General features: G+C 56.9%; 23 protein-coding genes. 11 read left to right on the forward strand and 12 right to left on the reverse strand.

Going from position 1 to position 19,827, the window contains the following annotated elements:
• Positions 1 to 89: 89 nt before the first annotated feature.
• Positions 90 to 1,601 carry a leucyl aminopeptidase gene (gene pepA / locus BN3796_RS03755; RefSeq protein ID WP_061707057.1) on the reverse strand — a complete coding sequence of 504 codons (1,512 nt, stop codon included), beginning with the start codon at positions 1,599 to 1,601 and terminating at the stop codon, positions 90 to 92.
• Between the two features lie 266 nt (positions 1,602 to 1,867).
• Here pepA and lptF point away from each other — a divergent pair, with 266 nt between their 5' ends.
• The 5 genes from lptF (at position 1,868) to mtgA (ending at position 8,131) form a co-directional block, all read left to right on the forward strand.
• Positions 1,868 to 2,968, forward strand: coding sequence for an LPS export ABC transporter permease LptF (lptF, locus tag BN3796_RS03760; RefSeq protein WP_061707058.1), 1,101 nt, complete (start codon positions 1,868 to 1,870; stop codon positions 2,966 to 2,968).
• Positions 2,968 to 4,050 (forward strand): LPS export ABC transporter permease LptG, encoded by a 1,083-nt coding sequence (gene lptG / locus BN3796_RS03765; protein ID WP_061707059.1) that lies wholly within the window; start codon positions 2,968 to 2,970, stop codon positions 4,048 to 4,050. The genes lptF and lptG overlap by 1 nt, the downstream gene beginning before the upstream one ends.
• Positions 4,051 to 4,182: 132 nt before the next feature.
• Positions 4,183 to 6,516, forward strand: coding sequence for an aerobic respiration two-component sensor histidine kinase ArcB (arcB, locus tag BN3796_RS03770; RefSeq protein WP_061707060.1), 2,334 nt, complete (start codon positions 4,183 to 4,185; stop codon positions 6,514 to 6,516).
• A 230-nt stretch (positions 6,517 to 6,746) separates the two neighbouring features.
• Positions 6,747 to 7,400 carry an isoprenoid biosynthesis glyoxalase ElbB gene (gene elbB / locus BN3796_RS03775; protein WP_061707061.1) on the forward strand — a complete coding sequence of 218 codons (654 nt, stop codon included), beginning with the start codon at positions 6,747 to 6,749 and terminating at the stop codon, positions 7,398 to 7,400.
• Positions 7,397 to 8,131 carry a monofunctional biosynthetic peptidoglycan transglycosylase gene (mtgA, locus tag BN3796_RS03780; RefSeq protein ID WP_061707062.1) on the forward strand — a complete coding sequence of 245 codons (735 nt, stop codon included), beginning with the start codon at positions 7,397 to 7,399 and terminating at the stop codon, positions 8,129 to 8,131. The genes elbB and mtgA overlap by 4 nt, the downstream gene beginning before the upstream one ends.
• A 23-nt stretch (positions 8,132 to 8,154) precedes the next feature.
• On the opposite strand, the gene npr is transcribed toward mtgA, so the two are convergent.
• The 11 genes from npr to BN3796_RS03835 all read right to left on the reverse strand — a co-directional run bounded on the left by npr (position 8,155) and on the right by BN3796_RS03835 (position 16,071).
• A complete protein-coding gene (gene npr, locus BN3796_RS03785; RefSeq protein WP_061707063.1) occupies positions 8,155 to 8,427 on the reverse strand; it encodes a PTS phosphocarrier protein NPr in 273 nt (90 codons plus the stop codon).
• Positions 8,424 to 9,278, reverse strand: coding sequence for an RNase adapter RapZ (gene rapZ / locus BN3796_RS03790; RefSeq protein ID WP_061707064.1), 855 nt, complete (start codon positions 9,276 to 9,278; stop codon positions 8,424 to 8,426). Before rapZ ends, npr begins: the two co-directional genes overlap by 4 nt.
• A gap of 45 nt (positions 9,279 to 9,323) precedes the next feature.
• Positions 9,324 to 9,815: a PTS IIA-like nitrogen regulatory protein PtsN gene (gene ptsN / locus BN3796_RS03795; RefSeq protein ID WP_061707065.1), complete on the reverse strand. Its 492-nt coding sequence runs from the start codon at positions 9,813 to 9,815 to the stop codon at positions 9,324 to 9,326.
• Between the two features lie 82 nt (positions 9,816 to 9,897).
• Entirely contained in the window at positions 9,898 to 10,185 is a 288-nt protein-coding gene (gene hpf, locus BN3796_RS03800) for a ribosome hibernation promoting factor (protein WP_061707066.1), read from the reverse strand.
• 22 nt (positions 10,186 to 10,207) lie between these two features.
• Positions 10,208 to 11,641: an RNA polymerase factor sigma-54 gene (rpoN, locus tag BN3796_RS03805; protein WP_061707067.1), complete on the reverse strand. Its 1,434-nt coding sequence runs from the start codon at positions 11,639 to 11,641 to the stop codon at positions 10,208 to 10,210.
• A 47-nt stretch (positions 11,642 to 11,688) separates the two neighbouring features.
• Entirely contained in the window at positions 11,689 to 12,414 is a 726-nt protein-coding gene (gene lptB / locus BN3796_RS03810; RefSeq protein WP_061707068.1) for an LPS export ABC transporter ATP-binding protein, read from the reverse strand.
• A 6-nt stretch (positions 12,415 to 12,420) separates the two neighbouring features.
• Positions 12,421 to 12,975: a lipopolysaccharide ABC transporter substrate-binding protein LptA gene (lptA, locus tag BN3796_RS03815; protein WP_061707069.1), complete on the reverse strand. Its 555-nt coding sequence runs from the start codon at positions 12,973 to 12,975 to the stop codon at positions 12,421 to 12,423.
• Positions 12,944 to 13,519: an LPS export ABC transporter periplasmic protein LptC gene (gene lptC, locus BN3796_RS03820; protein WP_061707070.1), complete on the reverse strand. Its 576-nt coding sequence runs from the start codon at positions 13,517 to 13,519 to the stop codon at positions 12,944 to 12,946. Before lptC ends, lptA begins: the two co-directional genes overlap by 32 nt.
• Positions 13,516 to 14,082, reverse strand: a complete 567-nt coding sequence (gene kdsC / locus BN3796_RS03825) for a 3-deoxy-manno-octulosonate-8-phosphatase KdsC (RefSeq protein ID WP_061707071.1) — start codon at positions 14,080 to 14,082, stop codon at positions 13,516 to 13,518. Before kdsC ends, lptC begins: the two co-directional genes overlap by 4 nt.
• Before the next feature lie 14 nt (positions 14,083 to 14,096).
• On the reverse strand, positions 14,097 to 15,083 hold the full coding sequence (gene kdsD / locus BN3796_RS03830; RefSeq protein ID WP_061707072.1) for an arabinose-5-phosphate isomerase KdsD: 987 nt from the start codon (positions 15,081 to 15,083) through the stop codon (positions 14,097 to 14,099).
• 13 nt (positions 15,084 to 15,096) lie between these two features.
• Entirely contained in the window at positions 15,097 to 16,071 is a 975-nt protein-coding gene (locus BN3796_RS03835) for a calcium/sodium antiporter (RefSeq protein ID WP_061707073.1), read from the reverse strand.
• Between the two features lie 247 nt (positions 16,072 to 16,318).
• Here BN3796_RS03835 and mlaF point away from each other — a divergent pair, with 247 nt between their 5' ends.
• The 6 genes from mlaF to ibaG all read left to right on the forward strand — a co-directional run bounded on the left by mlaF (position 16,319) and on the right by ibaG (position 19,802).
• Entirely contained in the window at positions 16,319 to 17,131 is an 813-nt protein-coding gene (mlaF, locus tag BN3796_RS03840) for a phospholipid ABC transporter ATP-binding protein MlaF (protein ID WP_061707074.1), read from the forward strand.
• A gap of 6 nt (positions 17,132 to 17,137) precedes the next feature.
• Positions 17,138 to 17,920 (forward strand): lipid asymmetry maintenance ABC transporter permease subunit MlaE, encoded by a 783-nt coding sequence (gene mlaE / locus BN3796_RS03845; protein WP_061707075.1) that lies wholly within the window; start codon positions 17,138 to 17,140, stop codon positions 17,918 to 17,920.
• Between the two features lie 5 nt (positions 17,921 to 17,925).
• A complete protein-coding gene (gene mlaD / locus BN3796_RS03850) occupies positions 17,926 to 18,474 on the forward strand; it encodes an outer membrane lipid asymmetry maintenance protein MlaD (RefSeq protein WP_061707076.1) in 549 nt (182 codons plus the stop codon).
• Between the two features lie 18 nt (positions 18,475 to 18,492).
• Positions 18,493 to 19,128 carry a phospholipid-binding protein MlaC gene (gene mlaC, locus BN3796_RS03855; protein ID WP_061707077.1) on the forward strand — a complete coding sequence of 212 codons (636 nt, stop codon included), beginning with the start codon at positions 18,493 to 18,495 and terminating at the stop codon, positions 19,126 to 19,128.
• Positions 19,128 to 19,421, forward strand: coding sequence for a lipid asymmetry maintenance protein MlaB (mlaB, locus tag BN3796_RS03860; protein ID WP_061707078.1), 294 nt, complete (start codon positions 19,128 to 19,130; stop codon positions 19,419 to 19,421). The genes mlaC and mlaB overlap by 1 nt, the downstream gene beginning before the upstream one ends.
• A 126-nt stretch (positions 19,422 to 19,547) precedes the next feature.
• Positions 19,548 to 19,802, forward strand: a complete 255-nt coding sequence (ibaG, locus tag BN3796_RS03865; protein ID WP_061707079.1) for a BolA family iron metabolism protein IbaG — start codon at positions 19,548 to 19,550, stop codon at positions 19,800 to 19,802.
• Positions 19,803 to 19,827 lie beyond the last annotated feature (25 nt).

Genomic DNA, 19,827 nt, shown 5'->3' on the forward strand with positions numbered 1-19,827 from the left:
GCAAAGCCGGGTGGCGCTTCGCTTACCCGGCCTGTGGTTGAGTGACGTTGCAGGCCGGGTAAGGCGAAGCCGCCACCCGGCGTTTTACATCACTCGTCGCCGTTAAAACCCGCGCGATTGAGCAGGAACTGCGACAGCAACGCCACCGGACGCCCGGTAGCGCCTTTCGCTTTACCGGAACGCCATGCGGTGCCGGCGATATCCAGGTGCGCCCAGTTGTACTTGCGGGTGAAGCGCGACAGGAAGCAACCCGCGGTAATCGCGCCGCCCGGACGGCCGCCGATGTTGGCCATATCCGCGAAGTTCGATTCCAGCTGCTCCTGGAACTCATCGCCCAGCGGCAGACGCCAGGCGCGGTCACCCGCCTGTTCAGACGCGCCGATCAGCTCATGCGCCAGCGGGTTGTGGTTCGACATCAGGCCGGTGATGTGATGACCCAGCGCAATCACGCAGGCACCGGTCAGCGTGGCCACGTCAATCACCGCTTCCGGCTCGAAGCGCTCCACGTAGGTCAGCACGTCGCACAGCACCAGACGGCCTTCGGCGTCGGTATTCAATACTTCTACAGTCTGGCCCGACATGGTTGTCAGGACGTCGCCCGGACGATAGGCGCGCCCGCCAGGCATATTCTCACAGCCCGCCAGCACGCCGACGACGTTAATCGGCAGCTGCAACTCAGCCACCATGCGCATCACGCCGTAGACCGCCGCCGCGCCGCACATATCGTACTTCATCTCATCCATGCCTTCAGCAGGCTTGATGGAGATACCGCCGGAGTCGAAGGTCAGCCCTTTGCCGACGAGGACGATGGGACGCGCCTCTTCGGACGGGCTGCCTTTATATTCGATCACCGACATCAGGGATTCGTTTTGCGACCCGTTGCCCACCGCCAGGTAAGAGTGCATACCCAGCTCGCGCATCTGCTGTTCGCCAATCACGCGGGTGACGACGTTCTTGCTGTAGGCATCCGCCAGCTGGCGCGCCTGGGAGGCGAGATAGGCGGCGTTGCAGATATTGGGCGGCATATTGCCCAGATCTTTTGCCGCCTTAATACCGGCCGCAATCGCCAGGCCGTGCTGAATGGCGCGCTCGCCGCAGGTCAGCTCGCGGCGGGTCGGGACGTTAAAGACCATCTTACGCAGCGGACGACGCGGCTCGCTTTTATTGGTTTTCAGCTGATCGAAGCTGTAGAGGGTCTCTTTTGCCGTTTCCACCGCCTGACGCACTTTCCAGTAGGTGTTACGCCCCTTCACATGCAGCTCGGTCAGGAAACAGACCGCTTCCATGGAGCCGGTATCATTCAGCGTATTGATTGTTTTCTGGATGACCTGCTTATACTGACGCTCGTCCAGCTCGCGCTCTTTACCGCAGCCTATCAGCAGGATGCGCTCGGAGAGGACGTTCGGGACATGGTGCAGCAACAGGGTCTGCCCCGGTTTTCCTTCCAGTTCGCCGCGGCGCAGCAGGGCGCTAATATAGCCGTCGCTGATCTTGTCGAGTTGTTCGGCGATGGGGGAGAGTCGGCGTGGTTCAAAGACGCCCACAACGATGCAGGCACTCCGCTGTTTCTCCGGGCTACCACTTTTTACACTGAACTCCATGCACTACGCTCCTGAATCTTAAAGACAACGACGGCGGCTACGGATAGAATTGAAAGCTTTCGTAACTCATGTCCGCGGTTGTGGTGACTTCGTGTTAATCTTACGTTACTACGGTTTCGACACGTCAAAAAATGTCCTGATGCACGAATCCGCGAATTTTTTTAATCTTAGCGACGATTTCGACGACTCAAGAGAATAAATGACGTTTAAGCCATGAAACAAGCTAAATTCCTGCAAGAGACGAGTTTTTACGGGCGTATTTAAAAGTGATAATCATAAGATATCTGGTGCGGGAGACGCTCAAAAGCCAACTGGCGATCCTCTTTATTCTGCTCCTGATTTTTTTCTGTCAGAAGCTGGTTAAGATCCTCGGTGCGGCTGTAGACGGCGAAATCCCAACAAATCTGGTACTTTCTCTTCTGGGATTAGGGGTACCGGAAATGGCGCAGCTTATTCTACCGCTGAGCCTTTTTCTTGGCCTGCTGATGACGCTCGGAAAGCTCTATACCGAAAGCGAAATCACGGTGATGCACGCCTGCGGCCTGAGTAAGGCGGTGCTGGTGAAAGCAGCCATGGTGCTGGCGTTATTTACCGGCATTATCGCAGCGGTCAACGTGATGTGGGCAGGCCCCTGGTCATCCCGCCATCAGGACGAAGTGTTGGCCGAAGCCAAAGCGAACCCCGGCATGGCGGCGCTGGCGCAGGGACAGTTCCAGCAGGCGACCGACGGCAACTCCGTGCTGTTCATTGAAAGCGTCGACGGCAGCCGCTTCAATGATGTTTTTCTTGCTCAGCTTCGTCCCAAAGGCAATGCGCGCCCCTCCGTGGTGGTGGCCGACTCTGGCCAGCTCTCCCAGCGTAAGGATGGCTCGCAAATTGTGACCCTCGATAAGGGCACACGCTTTGAAGGTACCGCGCTGCTTCGCGATTTCCGCATCACCGATTTCCAGAATTATCAGGCTATTATCGGCCATCAGGCGGTGACGCTGGATCCGACCGATACCGAGCAGATGAACATGCGCACGCTCATTAACACCGACAACGATCGCGCCCGGGCGGAGCTGCACTGGCGTATCACGCTGGTCTTTACCGTCTTTATGATGGCGCTGATGGTGGTGCCGCTGAGCGTGGTCAACCCGCGTCAGGGCCGCGTGCTGTCGATGCTGCCCGCCATGCTGCTTTATCTGGTCTTTTTCCTGTTGCAGACCTCGATTAAATCTAACGGCGGGAAAGGCAAGATCGACCCGGTGGTATGGACCTGGGTGGTCAACGGCTTCTACCTGCTGCTGGCGCTGGCGTTGAATGTGTGGGATACGGTGCCGATGCGTCGCATACGTGCCCGTTTTGTGCGTAAAGGAGCGGTGTGATGCAGGCGTTTGGCGTTCTTGACCGCTATATCGGTAAAACCATTTTTACCACCATCATGATGACCCTGTTCATGTTGGTGTCGCTCTCGGGCATTATCAAATTTGTCGACCAGCTGAAAAAGGCCGGGCAGGGGAGCTACGACGCGATGGGGGCGGGGATGTATACCCTTCTCAGCGTGCCGAAAGATGTGCAGATCTTCTTCCCGATGGCGGCGCTGCTTGGCGCGCTGCTGGGGCTGGGGATGCTGGCGCAGCGCAGCGAGCTGGTGGTGATGCAGGCGTCGGGCTTTACCCGTATGCAGGTTGCGCTGTCGGTGATGAAAACCGCGATCCCGCTGGTGCTGCTGACCATGGCGATTGGCGAATGGGTGGCGCCGCAGGGTGAACAGATGGCGCGTAACTACCGCGCTCAGGCGATGTATGGCGGCTCGCTGCTCTCCACGCAGCAGGGGCTGTGGGCGAAAGACGGTAATGATTTCGTCTATATCGAACGGGTGAAAGGCGATAATGAACTCGGCGGCGTCAGCATCTACTCCTTTAATGACCAGCGCCGTTTGCAGTCGGTTCGTTATGCCGCTACCGCCAAATTCGACGCAGATCAAAAGCAGTGGCGTCTGTCGCAGGTGGATGAGTCTGACCTGAAAAATCCGAAGCAGATCACCGGCGCGCAGACCGTCTCTGGCACCTGGAAAACGAACCTGACGCCGGACAAGCTGGGGGTAGTGGCGCTTGATCCTGACGCGCTCTCCATCAGCGGCCTGCACAGTTACGTGAAATACCTGAAGTCGAGTGGCCAGGATGCCGGACGTTATCAGCTCAATATGTGGAGTAAAATCTTCCAGCCACTCTCCGTGGCGGTCATGATGCTGATGGCGCTGTCATTTATCTTCGGCCCGCTGCGCAGCGTACCGATGGGCGTGCGCGTGGTGACCGGTATCAGCTTCGGTTTTGTCTTCTACGTGCTGGACCAGATCTTCGGCCCGCTGACCCTGGTGTATGGCATTCCGCCCATTGTGGGCGCGCTGCTGCCCAGCGCCAGCTTCTTCCTGATCAGCCTCTGGCTGCTGCTCAAGCGCTCCTGATGCGCTTTGCCTCGCTCCCGTTCCCCGGGGCGAGGCTAATCACCTGTTAAAGCCTGCATTTTTCAAACAACCTCCAACGTCGCGCCCCGATTTTGAGTATTATTGAGCGATGTAGCCGTGAAGGGATCCCCTATGAAGCAAATTCGCATGCTTGCGCAGTACTACGTCGACCTGATGATGAAGCTCGGCCTGGTGCGTTTCTCCCTGCTGTTGGCCCTGGCGCTGGTTATTCTGGCGATTGTGGTGCAGATGGCCGTTACCATGGTGCTCCACGGCAGGGTGGAGAGTATCGACGTGATCCGCTCCATCTTCTTTGGCCTGCTGATCACCCCCTGGGCGGTCTATTTTCTCTCAGTGGTGGTGGAACAGCTTGAAGAGTCGCGCCAGCGTTTATCCCGGCTGGTGGAGAAACTGGAAGAGATGCGCGAGCGCGATCTGAAGCTCAACGTGCAGCTTAAGGACAATATCGCCCAGCTGAACCAGGAGATTGCCGACCGTGAAAAGGCGGAGGCCGAGCGCCAGACCACCCTTGAACAGCTCAAGGTGGAGATGAAAGAGCGTGAGGTAACGCAGATTCAGCTTGAACAGCAATCCTCCTTCCTGCGCTCTTTCCTCGACGCCTCCCCGGACCTGGTCTTTTATCGCAATGAAGATAAAGAGTTTTCCGGCTGTAACCGGGCGATGGAGCTGCTAACGGGCAAAAGCGAGAAGCAGCTGATCAACCTTAAGCCGCAGGATGTTTACTCCCCCGAGGCGGCGGCGAAAGTGATTGAAACCGACGAGAAGGTCTTCCGGCATAACGTTTCGCTGACCTACGAACAGTGGCTCGATTACCCGGACGGACGTAAAGCCTGCTTTGAGATCCGCAAAGTGCCTTATTACGACCGGGTAGGTAAACGCCACGGTCTGATGGGCTTTGGCCGTGACATCACCGAGCGTAAGCGCTATCAGGATGCGCTGGAGCGCGCCAGCCGCGACAAGACGACGTTTATCTCCACCATCAGCCACGAATTACGTACGCCGCTGAACGGTATCGTGGGCTTAAGCCGCATCCTGCTGGATACCGAGCTGACCGCAGAGCAGGAGAAATACCTGAAGACGATCCACGTCTCGGCGGTGACGTTAGGAAATATCTTTAACGATATCATTGATATGGACAAGATGGAGCGACGTAAGGTCCAGCTGGATAACCAGCCGGTGGACTTTACCAGCTTCCTCGCCGATCTTGAGAACCTCTCCGGCCTGCAGGCGCAGCAGAAGGGGCTGCGGTTTGTGATGGAGCCGACGCTGCCGCTGCCGCATAAAGTCATTACGGACGGCACGCGTCTGCGCCAGATCCTCTGGAATCTTATCAGCAACGCCGTGAAATTTACCCAGCAGGGGCAGGTGGCGGTACGGGTTCGCTATGAGCAGGGCGATATGCTGCGCTTCGAAGTGGAAGATTCCGGGATCGGTATTCCGCAGGAGGAGCAGGATAAAATTTTTGCCATGTACTATCAGGTCAAAGACAGCCACGGCGGTAAGCCGGCCACCGGCACCGGTATTGGCCTTGCGGTCTCGCGCCGGCTGGCGAAAAGCATGGGCGGTGATATTACCGTCGCCAGCCAGCAGGGGAAAGGCTCCATCTTTACCCTGACGGTACAGGCGCCTGCGGTGGCGGAAGAGGTGGAAGACACCTTCGACAATGACGAGATGCCACTGCCCGCGCTGCACGTCCTGCTGGTGGAAGATATCGAGCTGAACGTGATTGTCGCCCGCTCGGTACTGGAGAAGCTTGGTAATAGCGTTGACGTGGCGATGACCGGTAAAGCCGCGCTGGAGATGTTCGCCCCGGACGAATATGACCTCGTGCTGCTGGATATCCAGCTGCCGGATATGACCGGGCTGGACATCTCCCGCGAACTGACGCGCCGCTACAAGCCGGAGGAGCTGCCGCCGCTGGTGGCGCTGACGGCAAACGTGCTGAAAGATAAAAAAGAGTATCTCGATGCCGGTATGGACGATGTGCTCAGCAAGCCGCTGGCGGTGCCTGCCCTGACCGCCATGATTAAGAAATTCTGGAATAGCCGTATTGAAGAGGAGAGTGCCATGACGTCTGAAGAGAACGACAAAACGCAGTCAATACTGGATATTGCGATGCTTGAACAATATATCGATCTGGTCGGCCCGAAACTGATTACTGATGGTTTAGCGGTATTTGAAAAAATGATGCCGGGCTACCTGAATGTTCTGGAATCGAATCTCACTGCCCGCGATCAGAAAGGCATTGTTGAAGAGGGGCACAAAATTAAAGGCGCCGCCGGTTCGGTGGGCTTGCGCCATCTGCAACAGCTCGGCCAGCAGATCCAGACGCCTGACCTGCCAGCGTGGTGGGATAACGTCGGAGAATGGGTGGAAGAGATGAAGCAGGAGTGGCAAAACGACGTCGACGTGTTAAAAGCGTGGGTTGAGGCCAGAAAAAAATGACCCCGGCTTGACCGGGGTGCGCGAACACTGCGCCAACACCAGGGAAATTGTGGTTGCGCCAGGTAATTATTATATTTTGCTTGGGCGCAGCCAGGATATTCAGGCCGCACGCAAATAAGATAGCAAATCTTAAATGATTTGTTACATGAAACAGTGAAATGTGTGAAGCATAGCGTTTTAATCAAAATTATTAATGTGTTTCGGATGGTTGTGACAGAAGGAATCTCACGATGAAAAAAGTTGGCGTAGTGCTGAGCGGGTGCGGCGTTTACGATGGCGCGGAAATTCATGAGTCTGTAATCACACTCCTGGCGCTGGCGCGTCAGGGCGCGCAGGCGGTCTGTTTCGCCCCGGATAAAAATCAATCAGAAGTGATTAACCATCTTACGGGTGAGCCTATGGCTGAAACGCGCAATATATTAATCGAGGCGGCCCGTATCGCCCGCGGCGCGATCCAGCCGCTGAGCCAGGCAAAGGCAGATGAGCTGGACGCGCTAATTGTGCCCGGCGGTTTTGGCGCGGCAAAAAATCTCAGCAGCTTCGCAAGCCAGGGCAGTGAGTGCCACGTCGATGCCAGCCTGCAGGCGCTGGCGCAGCAGATGCACGCTGCCGGAAAGCCGCTCGGTTTTATCTGCATCGCGCCCGCGCTGCTGCCTAAAATTTTCGATTTTCCCCTGCGCCTGACCATCGGCACCGACATAGATACCGCCGAGGCGATCGAGGAGATGGGTGGGGAGCATGTGCCTTGTCCGGTGGATGATATCGTCGTGGACGAAGAGAACAAAGTGGTGACCACGCCCGCTTATATGCTGGCTGAGGATATCGCGCAGGCGGCTACCGGCATTGAAAAACTGGTGGAACGCGTACTGGTTCTCGCCTCGTGAGCCGATCGCATCCGCCTCTGCGCTGGGTAAAACGCATCCTGCTGCGGGTGCTGCTGGCGCTGGCTATCTTCTGGGGCGGCGGCATTGCGCTCTTTAGCGTGGCGCCGGTCCCCTTTTCCATGGTGATGGTGGAGCGGCAGCTTGGCGCGTGGCTGACGGGCGATTTTCACTATGTGGCCCATTCCGATTGGGTGAGCATGGATGATATCTCGCCGTGGATGGGGCTGGCGGTAATTGCCGCAGAAGATCAGAAGTTTGCTGAACACTGGGGATTTGACGTAGGGGCGATTGAGAAGGCGCTGGCGCATAATGAACGCCACGAGAGCCGGATCCGCGGCGCCTCAACCCTCTCGCAGCAGACGGCGAAAAATCTCTTTTTATGGGATGGCCGCAGCTGGCTGCGCAAAGGGCTGGAAGCGGGGCTGACGCTGGGGATAGAGACCGTCTGGAGTAAAAAACGGATCCTGACCGTCTATCTCAATATCGCCGAGTTTGGCGAGGGGGTGTTTGGCGTGGAGGCTGCCGCGCAGCGCTATTTCCATAAGCCTGCCAGCAAACTGAGCATGTCCGAAGCGGCGCTGCTGGCGGCTGTTCTGCCTAATCCCATACGCTTTAAGGCCAACGCGCCGTCAGGGTATGTGCGAAGCCGTCAGGCGTGGATCCTGCGCCAGATGCGTCAGTTGGGTGGGGAGAGCTTCATGCAGCGCAATAATCTTAGCCAGGGCGGGTAAGCGTAGCGCCACCCGCCGATGCGTTAGTCCTCGTCAAACCCCGCATTAAACAACGCGACCACCGCCGCCAGCGCTTCAACCTCCTGCGGCCCGGTCGCTTCAACTTCAATCTGCCTGCCTTTTGCTGAATCGAGCATCAACAGCGCAATTACGCTGTTCGCTTCCGCCTCCGTGCCCTCGTCGTTTCGCAGCAAAACCTCTGCATCGAATCCTTGCATCAGCTCAAACAGCTTCATGGCCGGGCGCGCATGCATCCCCAGCTTATTAGTGATCTCAACGGTCTGTTTTACGGTCATGTTTTGCGTTTTTCCAGCGTACGATGACGGGACTGGACGTTTTTACCCCGCGAGCGGAAGTAGTCGGCCAGCTGTTCGGCAATATAGACCGAACGGTGTTTACCGCCGGTACAGCCAATCGCAACGGTGAGGTAGCTGCGGTTGTTAGTCTCCAGCATAGGTAACCATAGCTCAAGGTAGCTTCGCGTCTGGTAGATAAAGTTATGAACTTCGGTGTGTCGGTCGAGGAACGCCGCCACCGGCTTGTCCAGACCTGTCATTGGACGCAGTTTTGGATCCCAGTGCGGGTTCGGCAGGAAGCGCACGTCGAAGACATAGTCCGCATCAATCGGAATGCCGTGCTTAAAGCCGAATGACTCAAAGACCATCGTCAGCTCGCGCTCGCGCTTGCCCAGCAGGCGCGTACGCAGCATCTCCGCCAGCTCGTGAACGGACATCTCTGACGTATCAACAATCAGGTCGGCACGCGAGCGCAGCGGCTCCAGCAGGTCGCTCTCCTGATCGATCGCGCTTTCCAGCGACAGGTTTTTACTGGAGAGCGGATGCAGGCGACGCGTGTCGCTGTAGCGGCGAATCAGCGTGTTACGGTCGGCGTCAAGGAAGAGCAGCTGCGGAGAAAACGCCGCTGGCAGGCTGCTCATCGCCTTCTCAAAGATCTCCGGAGATTCCGGCATATTACGCACGTCGATACTGACCGCGGCGGAGATCTCCCGGTCCGCAAGCGTATTTGCCAGATCGGGCAGCAAAACCACAGGCAGGTTATCTACGCAATAAAAGCCCATATCTTCAAGCGCGCGCAGGGCGACGGATTTCCCCGACCCCGAGCGACCGCTGACGATCATCAGCACCATCTTCCGTCTCTCCTCAGGGCTCCCGACATGGAGGCCCGCTCCCGGTTATGCCTCATCCTGATTGCCTTCCGCTTCCGTGATAATCTGGTATAGCTCCTCATCGCTCTGGGCAGCGCGCAGGCGGCGGCAAATGGCTTTATCCGCCAGCCGTCGGGCAACCAGCGAGAGCGTATGCAGGTGGGTTTTGGTCTGATCGGCCGGCACCAGCAGCGCGAACAGCAGGTCAACCGGCTGATTGTCGATGGCGTCGAAGGCGATAGGGGTCTCAAGCTGCACAAAGACGCCCACGGCGCGTAAGGTATCTTCCTCCAGTTTGCCATGCGGGATAGCGATGCCGTTGCCGATACCGGTACTCCCCATCTTTTCACGGGTCAGAATGGCTTCGAATACCACCTGCGGCGGCAGGCTGAGCTGTTTAGCCGCCAGTTCACTGATAATTTCAAGCGCGCGTTTTTTGCTCTGGCAATTAACGCCGCTGCGGGTACATTCCTGGTTAAGGACAGTGCTCAGTTGGAGAGCGGAATCGTTGTTCATCATAATTTCACCTAAGCGCTAACTGTACAAACGGCCCGTTGTGTTTCACAACAGGCCTTCCTGCACCCGTTAACTGCCCGGACAATTAGTGTTGTTTCAGTTTATCTTTATGTTTATTAAGCTGCCGCGCCAGCTTGTCAATCAAGCCGTCGATAGCCGAGTACATATCTTGCCCTTCCGCACTGGCGTGAAGTTCCCCCCCGTTAACGTGCAGGGTCGCATCTGCGATATGCGTCACTTTCTCCACTTTCAACACAATGTAGACCTGATTGATCCGGTCGAAATACTGTTCCAGCTTGGCGAATTTGGTGTTCAGAAATTCGCGCAAAGCCTCGGTCACTTCGACGTTGTGTCCTGTGATATTAAGCTGCATAGTGTCTTCCTTATCGGTTGTGTCAGACCAGTTGTTTACGCTGGTTAGACGGCGGAATGGATAAAGACTCTCGATACTTCGCAACGGTACGGCGAGCCACCATAATACCCTGATCGGAGAGTATGGTGGTCAACTTACTGTCGCTCAGCGGCTTCGCGGGGTTCTCCGCGGCTATTAACTTCTTCACCAGCGCGCGGATCGCCGTAGACGAGGCTTCGCCGCCGCCTTCGGTGTTCACATGGCTGGAGAAGAAATACTTCAGCTCAAAGATGCCGCGCGGGCTATGCAGATACTTCTGCGTCGTCACGCGCGAGATGGTTGATTCATGCATTTCGACGGCCTGGGCGATATCCGCCAGCACCATCGGCTTCATAAACTCTTCGCCCTGTTCAAAAAATGCCTGTTGTTGCTCAACAATGCAACGGCTTACGCGCAGCAGCGTGTCATTTCGGCTCTCGAGGCTCTTAATCAGCCAGCGCGCTTCCTGGAGGTTACTGCGAATAAACTGGTTATCCGAATCGTTGCGCGCGCTGGTGCACAGGGAGGCGTAGTGCTGGTTAATTTGCAGGCGAGGAATGCTGTCGGAGTTGAGTTCAACCACCCAGCGGCCATGATGTTTTCGCACCAGCACGTCGGGAATGACATATTCCGGCTCGCTGGTCTGGATCGACTGGCCGGGACGCGGATCGAGCGACTGGATCAGATTGACCGCCTCTTTCAGCACATCCTCTTTCAGGCGGGTAACGCGCATCAGGGTGCGGAAGTCATGGTTCGCCAGCAGATCCAGATGGGTGCTGATAATCAGCCGCGCTTCCTCCAGCCATGGCGTCTCTTTAGCAAACTGGGAGAGCTGGATCAGCAGACAGTCGCGCAGATCCCGGGCGGCGACCCCTACCGGGTCGAAGCGTTGCACGCGCTTTAGTACGGCCTCGACCTCGTCCATATCGATCTTCTCGTCGCCAATGCTTTCGAGAATGTCGTCCAGCGAAACGGTCAGGTAGCCCGTATCGTCCACGGCGTCGACGATTGACGTGGCGATCGCCCGGTCGGTATCGGAAAAGGGGGTCAGCTCCACCTGCCACATCAGGTAGTCCTGAAGCGACTGGGTTGTTTCCCCCTGATAGACCGGCAGTTCGTCATCCTGATAATCCGCCCGGGTACCGGATGGCGTACCGGCGGTATAGATCTCGTCCCAGCTGGCATCCAGCGGCAGCTCGTCCGGCATCTCTTTTTGCTCAAGCGCATCCACCGTGTCGAGCGTTTCGCGATCCTGAGCCTGCTGGGTATCTATCTCGTCATGAAGATCGGTTTGCTCCAGCAACGGATTGCTCTCCAGCGCCTGCTGAAGTTCCTGCTGGAGTTCTAATGTGGACAACTGCAGCAGACGAATTGCCTGCTGGAGCTGCGGCGTCATTGCCAGCTGCTGGCTGAGCCTTAATTGCAAACCTTGCTTCATGTTCAGAGCGGTTATCCCCCATTCGGCCTGGCTAAACCTCTACCCTATCAGAGTCTGAAGTCTTCCCCAAGGTAGACGCGCTTAACATGTTCATCTTCGAGGATCTGCTGCGGCGTGCCGTGGGCGATCAGGTGACCCTGGCTGACGATATAGGCGCGCTCGCAGACCGCCAGCGTTTCACGCACGTTGTGGTCAGTGATAAGGACGCCCAGCCCGCTGTCGCGCAGATGTTCAATAATGCGTTTGATGTCGATAACGGAGATGGGGTCAACGCCCGCAAAGGGTTCATCCAGCAGGATGAATTTCGGGTTAGCGGCGAGCGCTCGGGCGATTTCCACGCGGCGGCGTTCCCCGCCCGATAGCGCCTGGCCAAGGCTGTCGCGCAGATGCTCAATATGGAACTCTTTCATCAGTTCGTTGGCGCGATCGGTACGCTGTTCGGCGGTTAAATCGTCGCGGATCTGCAGCACGGCCATCAGGTTATCGAATACGCTCAGGCGGCGGAAAATCGAGGCTTCCTGCGGCAGATACCCGATACCGCGACGTGCGCGGGCATGCAGCGGCAGCAGGCTGATATCATCGTCATCAATGATGATGTTGCCGGCATCGCGCGGAACAATCCCGACCACCATGTAGAAGGTAGTGGTTTTCCCGGCGCCGTTCGGCCCCAGCAGGCCGACAATTTCGCCAGAGTTGACGGTCAGACTGACATCTTCAACAACGCGACGGCCCTTGTAGGCTTTCGCGAGGTTTTTTGCAGTTAAGGTTGCCATATCGAATTAGTTACTCTTCTTCTGTGCCGGTGCCTGGTTGTTGCCTTTATCCTGCAGCTGCGACGGTACCAGCACGGTGGTAACGCGTTTGCCTTTCTCGCTGAACGCCTGCATTTTTTGCTCTTTCACCAGGTAGGTGATCTTGTCGCCGGTGATATTGCTGTCCAGCTGTTCGAGATAGCCGTTGCCGGTCAGCACCACCAAATCTTTCGCCAGCTCATAGTGCATATGGGAAGCGTGGCCTTTCACCGGCTTGCCATTATCCTGCATCTGGTAAAAGGTTGCCGGTTCGCCGTAGCCGTCGATGATCTCTTTACCCTGCTCGCCGCCGGGACGGGTGACCACCACCTTGTCGGCATTGATCTTGATGGTGCCCTGCGTCACAACCACGTTGCCGGTAAAGGTCACCACGTTGCCCTGCATATCCAGCGACTGGGTATCGGACTCGATATGGATCGGCTGGTCGGTATCGCCCGTCACGGCAAGCGCGGGAAGGCTGGCTGCGAGCAGCGCGCTGGCGATGACGACATTAAGGCTGAGTTTGTTTGTTTTGAATTTCATAAGAGGTTCTCACCTTTTCAATCAGCTCGGCGTTTTTGCTGCGTAAGTTCCCGCGCATTTTCAGACCGCTGGAATTAAAAGTCGTGCCGTATAACGTCACCAGATCCTGAGAGGTCACATCCTGGGTCACCAGGTTGATCTGGGCGTTATCGGTGGTAATTTTGCGCAGTTGCGCGTCCGGGGTCAGGGCATTTACCTCCACGTGACCATACAGATAAAGCATACGGTCATTGGTCAATTTTGCCCTGTCAGATTTGATCGACCATGTGGGTACTTTGTCGGTGTCAAACGTGGTCAGGACCGGTTGGGTAAACCACGAGACGCCGTTTTCAGAAAAATATTCCACATGCCGGGCGATCAGGCGATAGTTCAGCGCCCCTTCCGGGCTATAGACCACGGTATCGCTGTGATCGCTTTTATAGGTCGGATCGCCGGTATTTGTCGCTTGCGTTTGCGTATCGTCCCGATCCGCCAGATTGATGCCGATCAGCACCAGCGCGACAAGCGAAAGCAGAATGATAACCCAACGTCTGGTTTTACTCATATTGATTGCCCTTTGGCCTCATCAAGCTTGCCCTGCGCCAGAAGCAGTAGATCGCACACCTCACGGACCGCGCCGCGACCGCCGTTGATTCGGGTCACGTAGTCCGCACGCGGGAGCAAAAGCGGGTGGGCGTCGGCCACCGCCACGCTTAATCCCACTTCGGCCATAACCGGCCAGTCGATCAGATCGTCGCCGACATAGGCGACATTTTCCGGCGCGACAGAAAGTTCTGCCAGCAGATGCCTGAAAGCGACCATTTTGTTCGACTGCCCCTGATACAAATGGGTGATCCCCAGGGTGGCGCAGCGCTCTTCTACCAGTTTAGCTTTCCGCCCGGTGATGATCGCCACCTCTATGCCGGAGGTGAGGGCGCAGCGAATGCCATAGCCGTCGCGAACGTTAAACGCCTTTAGCTCTTCGCCATTATTGCCCATATAAATCAAGCCGTCAGAAAGCACGCCGTCAACATCCAGAATCAGCAGACGGATCTTCTCCGCCTGCGCCATCATCGTTGCGCTCACCGGGCCATAACAGGTTGCAAGGGATGCACCCGCATTACTCATTGTCTTTTCCTTCATTACACTACGCCCGCGCGCAGCAGATCATGCATATGTACCACACCCTGCAGCTGGTCGCCATCGGCAACCATCACCGAGGTAATATGACGGGACTGCATCAGGTTGAGCACCTCTACCGCCAGCGTCCCCGGACGAACCCGGATACCCCCTGGAGTCATAACGTCGGCAATCCCCAGATTGCGCACGTCGACCCCCATATCAAAGACCCGACGCAGATCGCCGTCGGTAAAGATCCCCTCAATGCGCATCTGCTCGTCACAGATTACCGTCATACCGAGGTTTTTACGGGTGATCTCCAGCAGGGCGTCGCGCAGAGAGGCCTGCTTATTGACATGCGGGATCTCATCGCCGGTATGCATAATATCGTTCACCCGCAGCAGCAGCTTACGGCCCAGCGCGCCTCCCGGATGGGAGAGGGCGAAATCTTCCGGCGTAAAGCCGCGCGCCTCCAGCAGGGCGACGGCGAGCGCATCGCCCATCACCAGCGCCGCGGTGGTGCTGGAGGTCGGAGCCAGGCCGAGCGGGCAGGCCTCTTTTGGCACCTTTACGCAGAGGTGGATATCCGCCGCGCGGGCCATGCTGCTCTCGGGGCGGCTGGTCATGCAGATGAGCGGGACGTGCAGCCGCTTCAGCACCGGGATTAGCGCCAGGATCTCATTCGACTCGCCCGAGTTGGAGAGGGCAATTACCACATCCTGCGGCGTTACCATTCCAAGGTCACCGTGCGCCGCTTCCCCTGGATGGACGAAGAATGAGGAGGTACCGGTACTGGCGAAAGTGGCAGCCATCTTGCGGCCGATATGGCCCGACTTGCCCATCCCCATCACTACCACTTTGCCTGTGCAATGGAACATCTTTTCGCACGCCAGGCTGAAATCGTGATTAATGTACTGATCCAACTGCGCCAGGCCTTCACGTTCAATCTTCAGAACCTCCTGGCCTGCTTTCTGAAAGTCAAAACCCGGCTGCAACTCTATATGCGACATAATGCGTTTCCGTTTACCCAGAAAGAAGCGGCGATAGCCAGTAGAGCATCGCCATCCATACGATAAATCCACCCGTCAGCAGGGCGCCCACCCCTTTGCCAATTCGCGTTTTCCGCCGCCAGCAGAGCAGGGCGAAAATGAGGCTGACCAGCAGCATCACACCGTAGTCGCGCGTGAAGGCCAGCGGGTTAAAGTATCCTGGCGCTATCAGTGCGGGCAGCCCCAGCACGATAGCGATATTGAAAATATTCGAACCGATGATATTGCCGATAGCGATATCATCTTCACCTTTACGCGCGCCAGCAATGGCTGTGGCAAGCTCAGGCAGACTGGTGCCAATGGCGATCGCCGTCAGGCCAATGGTCAGTTCGCTGATGGCGAAGTAATTGGCCAGTACCGTCGCGTTATCGATCACCATGCGGGTCGCCATCGGCATGATGATCAGCGCCACCCCCAGCCAGAGCAGCGCCACCGGCAGCGAACCCTCGCGCGGCAGCTCGGCCAGCTGTTCGCGCGTCAGGCTGTCGTTCAGCTTCTCCGCCGCCCGGGCGATTTTTACTATATAGAGCAGCCAGATGACCGCCAGCGACAGCAGGAGGATACCGTCATCCAGGGTAAGCTGCCCGTCATAGAGCACATAGCCGGCGAGCAGGCTTACGACCAACATTAGCGGCAATTCACGGCGCAGAACATCGGAATGCACGCGAAATGAATGCAGCAGGGCGGCAAGGCCGAGGATCAGCAGAATATTGACGATATTCGAGCCAATGGCGACGCCGATGGCCAGATCGCGCTGCTCATGCAGAGAGGCGGAGACAGAGACGATAATTTCTGGCAGGGAGGTCCCGACGCTGACGACCGTCATCCCGATCAGTAGCGGCGGTATGCCCAGCAGTCGGCAAAGTATTGAGGCTGCGAATACCAGGCGGTCGGCACTGTAGACGACCAATAGTAAACCAATGATTAACAGTGCCGTTGCTAAAAGCATCAAAAGTCCTTTCTTCAGGTATACTCGCCGGTCCACTGAGCACAACTTTTTGGCGCTGCAACAGTCTGTAGACGTAACGTTCTCCTAATTTTGACTTTATGCGCCGGAAAAGTAAAACAAATGCCAGCTTTCGCTAACCTGCATGGATAATATTCTGTAAAAATGCTGGGTTTAAAGCTGAAATAAGCACCATGCTTAGAGCTTGTCCATCAGGCTCTTAACCTGAAGGGAAAGAAAGGAACTATAAATGAGCCAAACTATGGCGAATATAGTCGACGTCCGTGATGTCAGCTTCTCTCGCGGCAGCCGATTGATATTTGATAATATCTCGCTGACGGTGCCGCGCGGTAAGATCACGGCGATCATGGGCCCGTCCGGGATCGGCAAAACCACGCTGTTGCGCCTGATTGGCGGCCAGATCCCCCCCGATCGCGGCGAAATACTTTTTGACGGTGAAAACATCCCGGCCATGTCGCGCTCTCGCCTTTATACCGTCCGCAAACGCATGAGCATGCTCTTTCAGTCGGGGGCGTTATTCACCGATATGAACGTCTTCGATAATGTCGCCTATCCGCTGCGCGAACATACCCGCCTGCCATCCGCCCTGCTCAAAAGCACGGTGATGATGAAGCTGGAGGCGGTGGGGCTGCGCGGCGCGGCGAAGCTGATGCCATCTGAACTTTCGGGCGGGATGGCGCGACGTGCGGCGCTGGCGCGCGCCATCGCGCTGGAGCCGGATTTAATCATGTTCGACGAGCCGTTTGTCGGCCAGGATCCCATCACCATGGGCGTGCTGGTAAAGCTTATCTCTGAGCTTAACAGCGCGCTGGGCGTCACCTGTATTGTGGTGTCGCATGACGTGCCGGAGGTGTTGAGCATCGCGGATTACGCGTACATCGTGGCGGATCAAAAAATCGTCGCCCACGGCGGCGCGCAGGCGCTGCAAACGAACAGCGATCCGCGGGTGCGGCAGTTCCTTGACGGCATCGCGGACGGCCCGGTGCCGTTCCGCTATCCGGCGGGCGATTACCATCACGATCTACTGGGAATAGGGAGTTAGCCACTCATGCTGTTAAATGGATTGGCTGCGCTCGGGCACCGTGGGATAAAAACCATCAGGACGTTCGGGCGCGCCGGGTTGATGTTATTTAATGCGCTGGTGGGCAAGCCGGAGTTTCGCAAGCATGCTCCGCTGCTGGTGCGTCAGCTCTATAACGTCGGCGTTTTATCGATGCTTATCATCATCGTCTCCGGCCTCTTTATCGGCATGGTGCTCGGGCTGCAGGGGTATCTGGTACTGACCACCTACAGCGCGGAGACCAGCCTCGGCATGCTAGTGGCACTCTCCCTGCTGCGTGAGCTCGGCCCGGTCGTCGCGGCGCTGCTGTTTGCCGGGCGTGCCGGGTCGGCGTTAACCGCCGAAATCGGCCTGATGCGCGCCACCGAGCAGCTCTCCAGCATGGAGATGATGGCGGTCGATCCGCTGCGTCGGGTGATCTCGCCGCGCTTCTGGGCGGGGATGATTTCCCTGCCGCTGCTGACCATTCTTTTCGTCGCGGTCGGCATCTGGGGCGGCTCGCTGGTGGGCGTACAGTGGAAAGGCATTGATGCAGGCTTTTTCTGGTCCGCCATGCAGGACGCCATCGATCTGCGTATGGATCTGATCAACTGCCTGATAAAAAGCGTGGTGTTCGCGCTGACGGTGACCTGGATTGCCTTATTTAACGGTTATGATGCAATCCCGACCTCGGAAGGCATTAGCCGTGCTACAACGCGTACCGTCGTGCATTCGTCGCTGGCCGTACTGGGGCTGGATTTTGTGCTTACCGCACTGATGTTTGGGAATTAAAGTTCATGCAAACGAGAAAAAATGAAATTTGGGTAGGGGTGTTTTTGCTGCTGGCGCTGCTGGCGGCGCTGTTTATCTGCCTGCGCGCTGCGAATATCACCTCTGTCCGTACGGAACCTACCTACCGTATTTACGCCACGTTCGATAATATCGGCGGCCTGAAGGTTCGCTCGCCGGTACGTATCGGCGGTGTGGTGGTTGGCCGCGTGGCGGACATTACGCTGGATGAAAAAACCTATTTACCGCGCGTGGCGTTAGATATCGAAGAGCGTTACAACCATATTCCTGATACCAGCTCGCTCTCTATCCGCACCTCCGGCCTGCTGGGAGAGCAATACCTGGCGCTGAACGTCGGCTTTGAGGACCTGGACCTGGGAACGTCTATCCTTAAAGATGGCGGCGTCATTCAGGATACGAAATCGGCAATGGTGCTTGAAGATATGATTGGCCAGTTCCTTTACAACAGCAAAGGCGACGACAAGCAATCTGACGATGCCCCTGCGCAGAGTGAAGGCCAAACCGACGTCGCGCCGACCCCGGACGCAACGCATTAATTTCAGGAGAAGTGATCCATGATTAAACGACTGTTAATGGTAGCCATGCTGGTGATTGCCCCTTTAACGGCGGCAACGGCGGCTGACCAGACCAACCCCTACAAGCTGATGAACGAGGCGGCGCAAAAGACCTTTGATCGCCTGAAAAACGAACAGCCCAAAATTCGCGCCAATCCGGACTATCTGCGTGATGTTGTCGATCAGGAGCTGCTGCCTTACGTGCAGATTAAATATGCGGGCGCGCTGGTGCTGGGACGCTACTACAAAGAGGCGACCCCGGCTCAGCGTGACGCCTACTTCGCCGCCTTCCGCGAATACCTGAAGCAGGCTTATGGCCAGGCGCTGGCGATGTATAACGGCCAGACCTATCAGATCGCGCCGGAAAAACCGCTGGGCGACGCCACCATCGTGCCGATTCGCGTCACCATCATCGATCCGAACGGTCGTCCGCCGGTACGCCTGGACTTCCAGTGGCGTAAGAACAGCCAGACCGGTAACTGGCAGGCTTACGACATGATCGCGGAAGGGGTGAGCATGATCACCACTAAACAGAACGAGTGGAGCGATCTGCTGCGCACGAAAGGCATCGACGGCCTGACCGCACAGCTGAAATCCATCTCCCGCCAGAAAATTACCCTGGATGAGAAGAAATAATGACGCAGCAACTCGGCTGGTCGCGTGAGGGAGAGACGTTGCTGCTCTCGGGCGAACTGGATCAGGATCTGCTCAATCCCCTGTGGGACGCCCGCCAGCAGGCGATGCAGGGCGTGACGTTTATCGACCTGAGCACGATTACGCGGGTGGATACGGCAGGCGTTGCGCTGCTGATGCATCTGGTCGCCGAGGGGAATCGGCAGGGGCAGAAGGTGACATTAACCGGCGCAAGCGAGAATGTTTTTACGCTTGCCAAGCTCTACAACCTGCCTGCCGATCTTTTGCCACGTTAATTATTTCAGTACGTTACTTGTTAAAGCCCCGACTGTTTTATCGTCGGGGCTTTTTGCTTGTTTAAGACGGCGCCACTTTGCTCTAAGATGTTGGGCTTGTTTTCACTACCAGATGATATAGAACCCATGGAAAATCATGAAATCCAGACGGTGCTGATGAACGCACTCTCCCTTCAGGAAGTCCACGTCTCCGGCGATGGCAGTCACTTTCAGGTTATTGCTGTGGGTGAGATCTTCGACGGCATGAGCCGCGTGAAGAAACAGCAGGCTGTCTACGCGCCGCTGATGGAATATATCGCGGATAACCGCATCCACGCCCTGTCGATTAAAGCGTATACCCCGCTGGAGTGGGAACGCGATCGTAAGCTAAACGGTTTTTGAGCTGAGGGTGATTTGCCCTCAGCAC

Origin of the sequence: Pseudenterobacter timonensis, from assembly GCF_900021175.1 — a bacterium.
Lineage (GTDB): Bacteria > Pseudomonadota > Gammaproteobacteria > Enterobacterales > Enterobacteriaceae > Enterobacter > Enterobacter timonensis.

Excerpts from the sequence above, each read along its gene's own strand:
- pepA (WP_061707057.1), bottom strand. The coding sequence starts at position 1,601 with ATGGAGTTCAGTGTAAAAAGTGGTAGCCCGGAGAAACAGCGGAGTGCC.
- lptG (WP_061707059.1), top strand. The coding sequence starts at position 2,968 with ATGCAGGCGTTTGGCGTTCTTGACCGCTATATCGGTAAAACCATTTTT.
- arcB (WP_061707060.1), top strand. The coding sequence starts at position 4,183 with ATGAAGCAAATTCGCATGCTTGCGCAGTACTACGTCGACCTGATGATG.
- elbB (WP_061707061.1), top strand. The coding sequence starts at position 6,747 with ATGAAAAAAGTTGGCGTAGTGCTGAGCGGGTGCGGCGTTTACGATGGC.
- npr (WP_061707063.1), bottom strand. The coding sequence starts at position 8,427 with ATGACCGTAAAACAGACCGTTGAGATCACTAATAAGCTGGGGATGCAT.
- rapZ (WP_061707064.1), bottom strand. The coding sequence starts at position 9,278 with ATGGTGCTGATGATCGTCAGCGGTCGCTCGGGGTCGGGGAAATCCGTC.
- ptsN (WP_061707065.1), bottom strand. The coding sequence starts at position 9,815 with ATGATGAACAACGATTCCGCTCTCCAACTGAGCACTGTCCTTAACCAG.
- hpf (WP_061707066.1), bottom strand. The coding sequence starts at position 10,185 with ATGCAGCTTAATATCACAGGACACAACGTCGAAGTGACCGAGGCTTTG.
- rpoN (WP_061707067.1), bottom strand. The coding sequence starts at position 11,641 with ATGAAGCAAGGTTTGCAATTAAGGCTCAGCCAGCAGCTGGCAATGACG.
- lptB (WP_061707068.1), bottom strand. The coding sequence starts at position 12,414 with ATGGCAACCTTAACTGCAAAAAACCTCGCGAAAGCCTACAAGGGCCGT.
- lptA (WP_061707069.1), bottom strand. The coding sequence starts at position 12,975 with ATGAAATTCAAAACAAACAAACTCAGCCTTAATGTCGTCATCGCCAGC.
- lptC (WP_061707070.1), bottom strand. The coding sequence starts at position 13,519 with ATGAGTAAAACCAGACGTTGGGTTATCATTCTGCTTTCGCTTGTCGCG.
- kdsC (WP_061707071.1), bottom strand. The coding sequence starts at position 14,082 with ATGAGTAATGCGGGTGCATCCCTTGCAACCTGTTATGGCCCGGTGAGC.
- kdsD (WP_061707072.1), bottom strand. The coding sequence starts at position 15,083 with ATGTCGCATATAGAGTTGCAGCCGGGTTTTGACTTTCAGAAAGCAGGC.
- BN3796_RS03835 (WP_061707073.1), bottom strand. The coding sequence starts at position 16,071 with ATGCTTTTAGCAACGGCACTGTTAATCATTGGTTTACTATTGGTCGTC.
- mlaF (WP_061707074.1), top strand. The coding sequence starts at position 16,319 with ATGAGCCAAACTATGGCGAATATAGTCGACGTCCGTGATGTCAGCTTC.
- mlaE (WP_061707075.1), top strand. The coding sequence starts at position 17,138 with ATGCTGTTAAATGGATTGGCTGCGCTCGGGCACCGTGGGATAAAAACC.
- mlaD (WP_061707076.1), top strand. The coding sequence starts at position 17,926 with ATGCAAACGAGAAAAAATGAAATTTGGGTAGGGGTGTTTTTGCTGCTG.
- mlaC (WP_061707077.1), top strand. The coding sequence starts at position 18,493 with ATGATTAAACGACTGTTAATGGTAGCCATGCTGGTGATTGCCCCTTTA.
- mlaB (WP_061707078.1), top strand. The coding sequence starts at position 19,128 with ATGACGCAGCAACTCGGCTGGTCGCGTGAGGGAGAGACGTTGCTGCTC.
- ibaG (WP_061707079.1), top strand. The coding sequence starts at position 19,548 with ATGGAAAATCATGAAATCCAGACGGTGCTGATGAACGCACTCTCCCTT.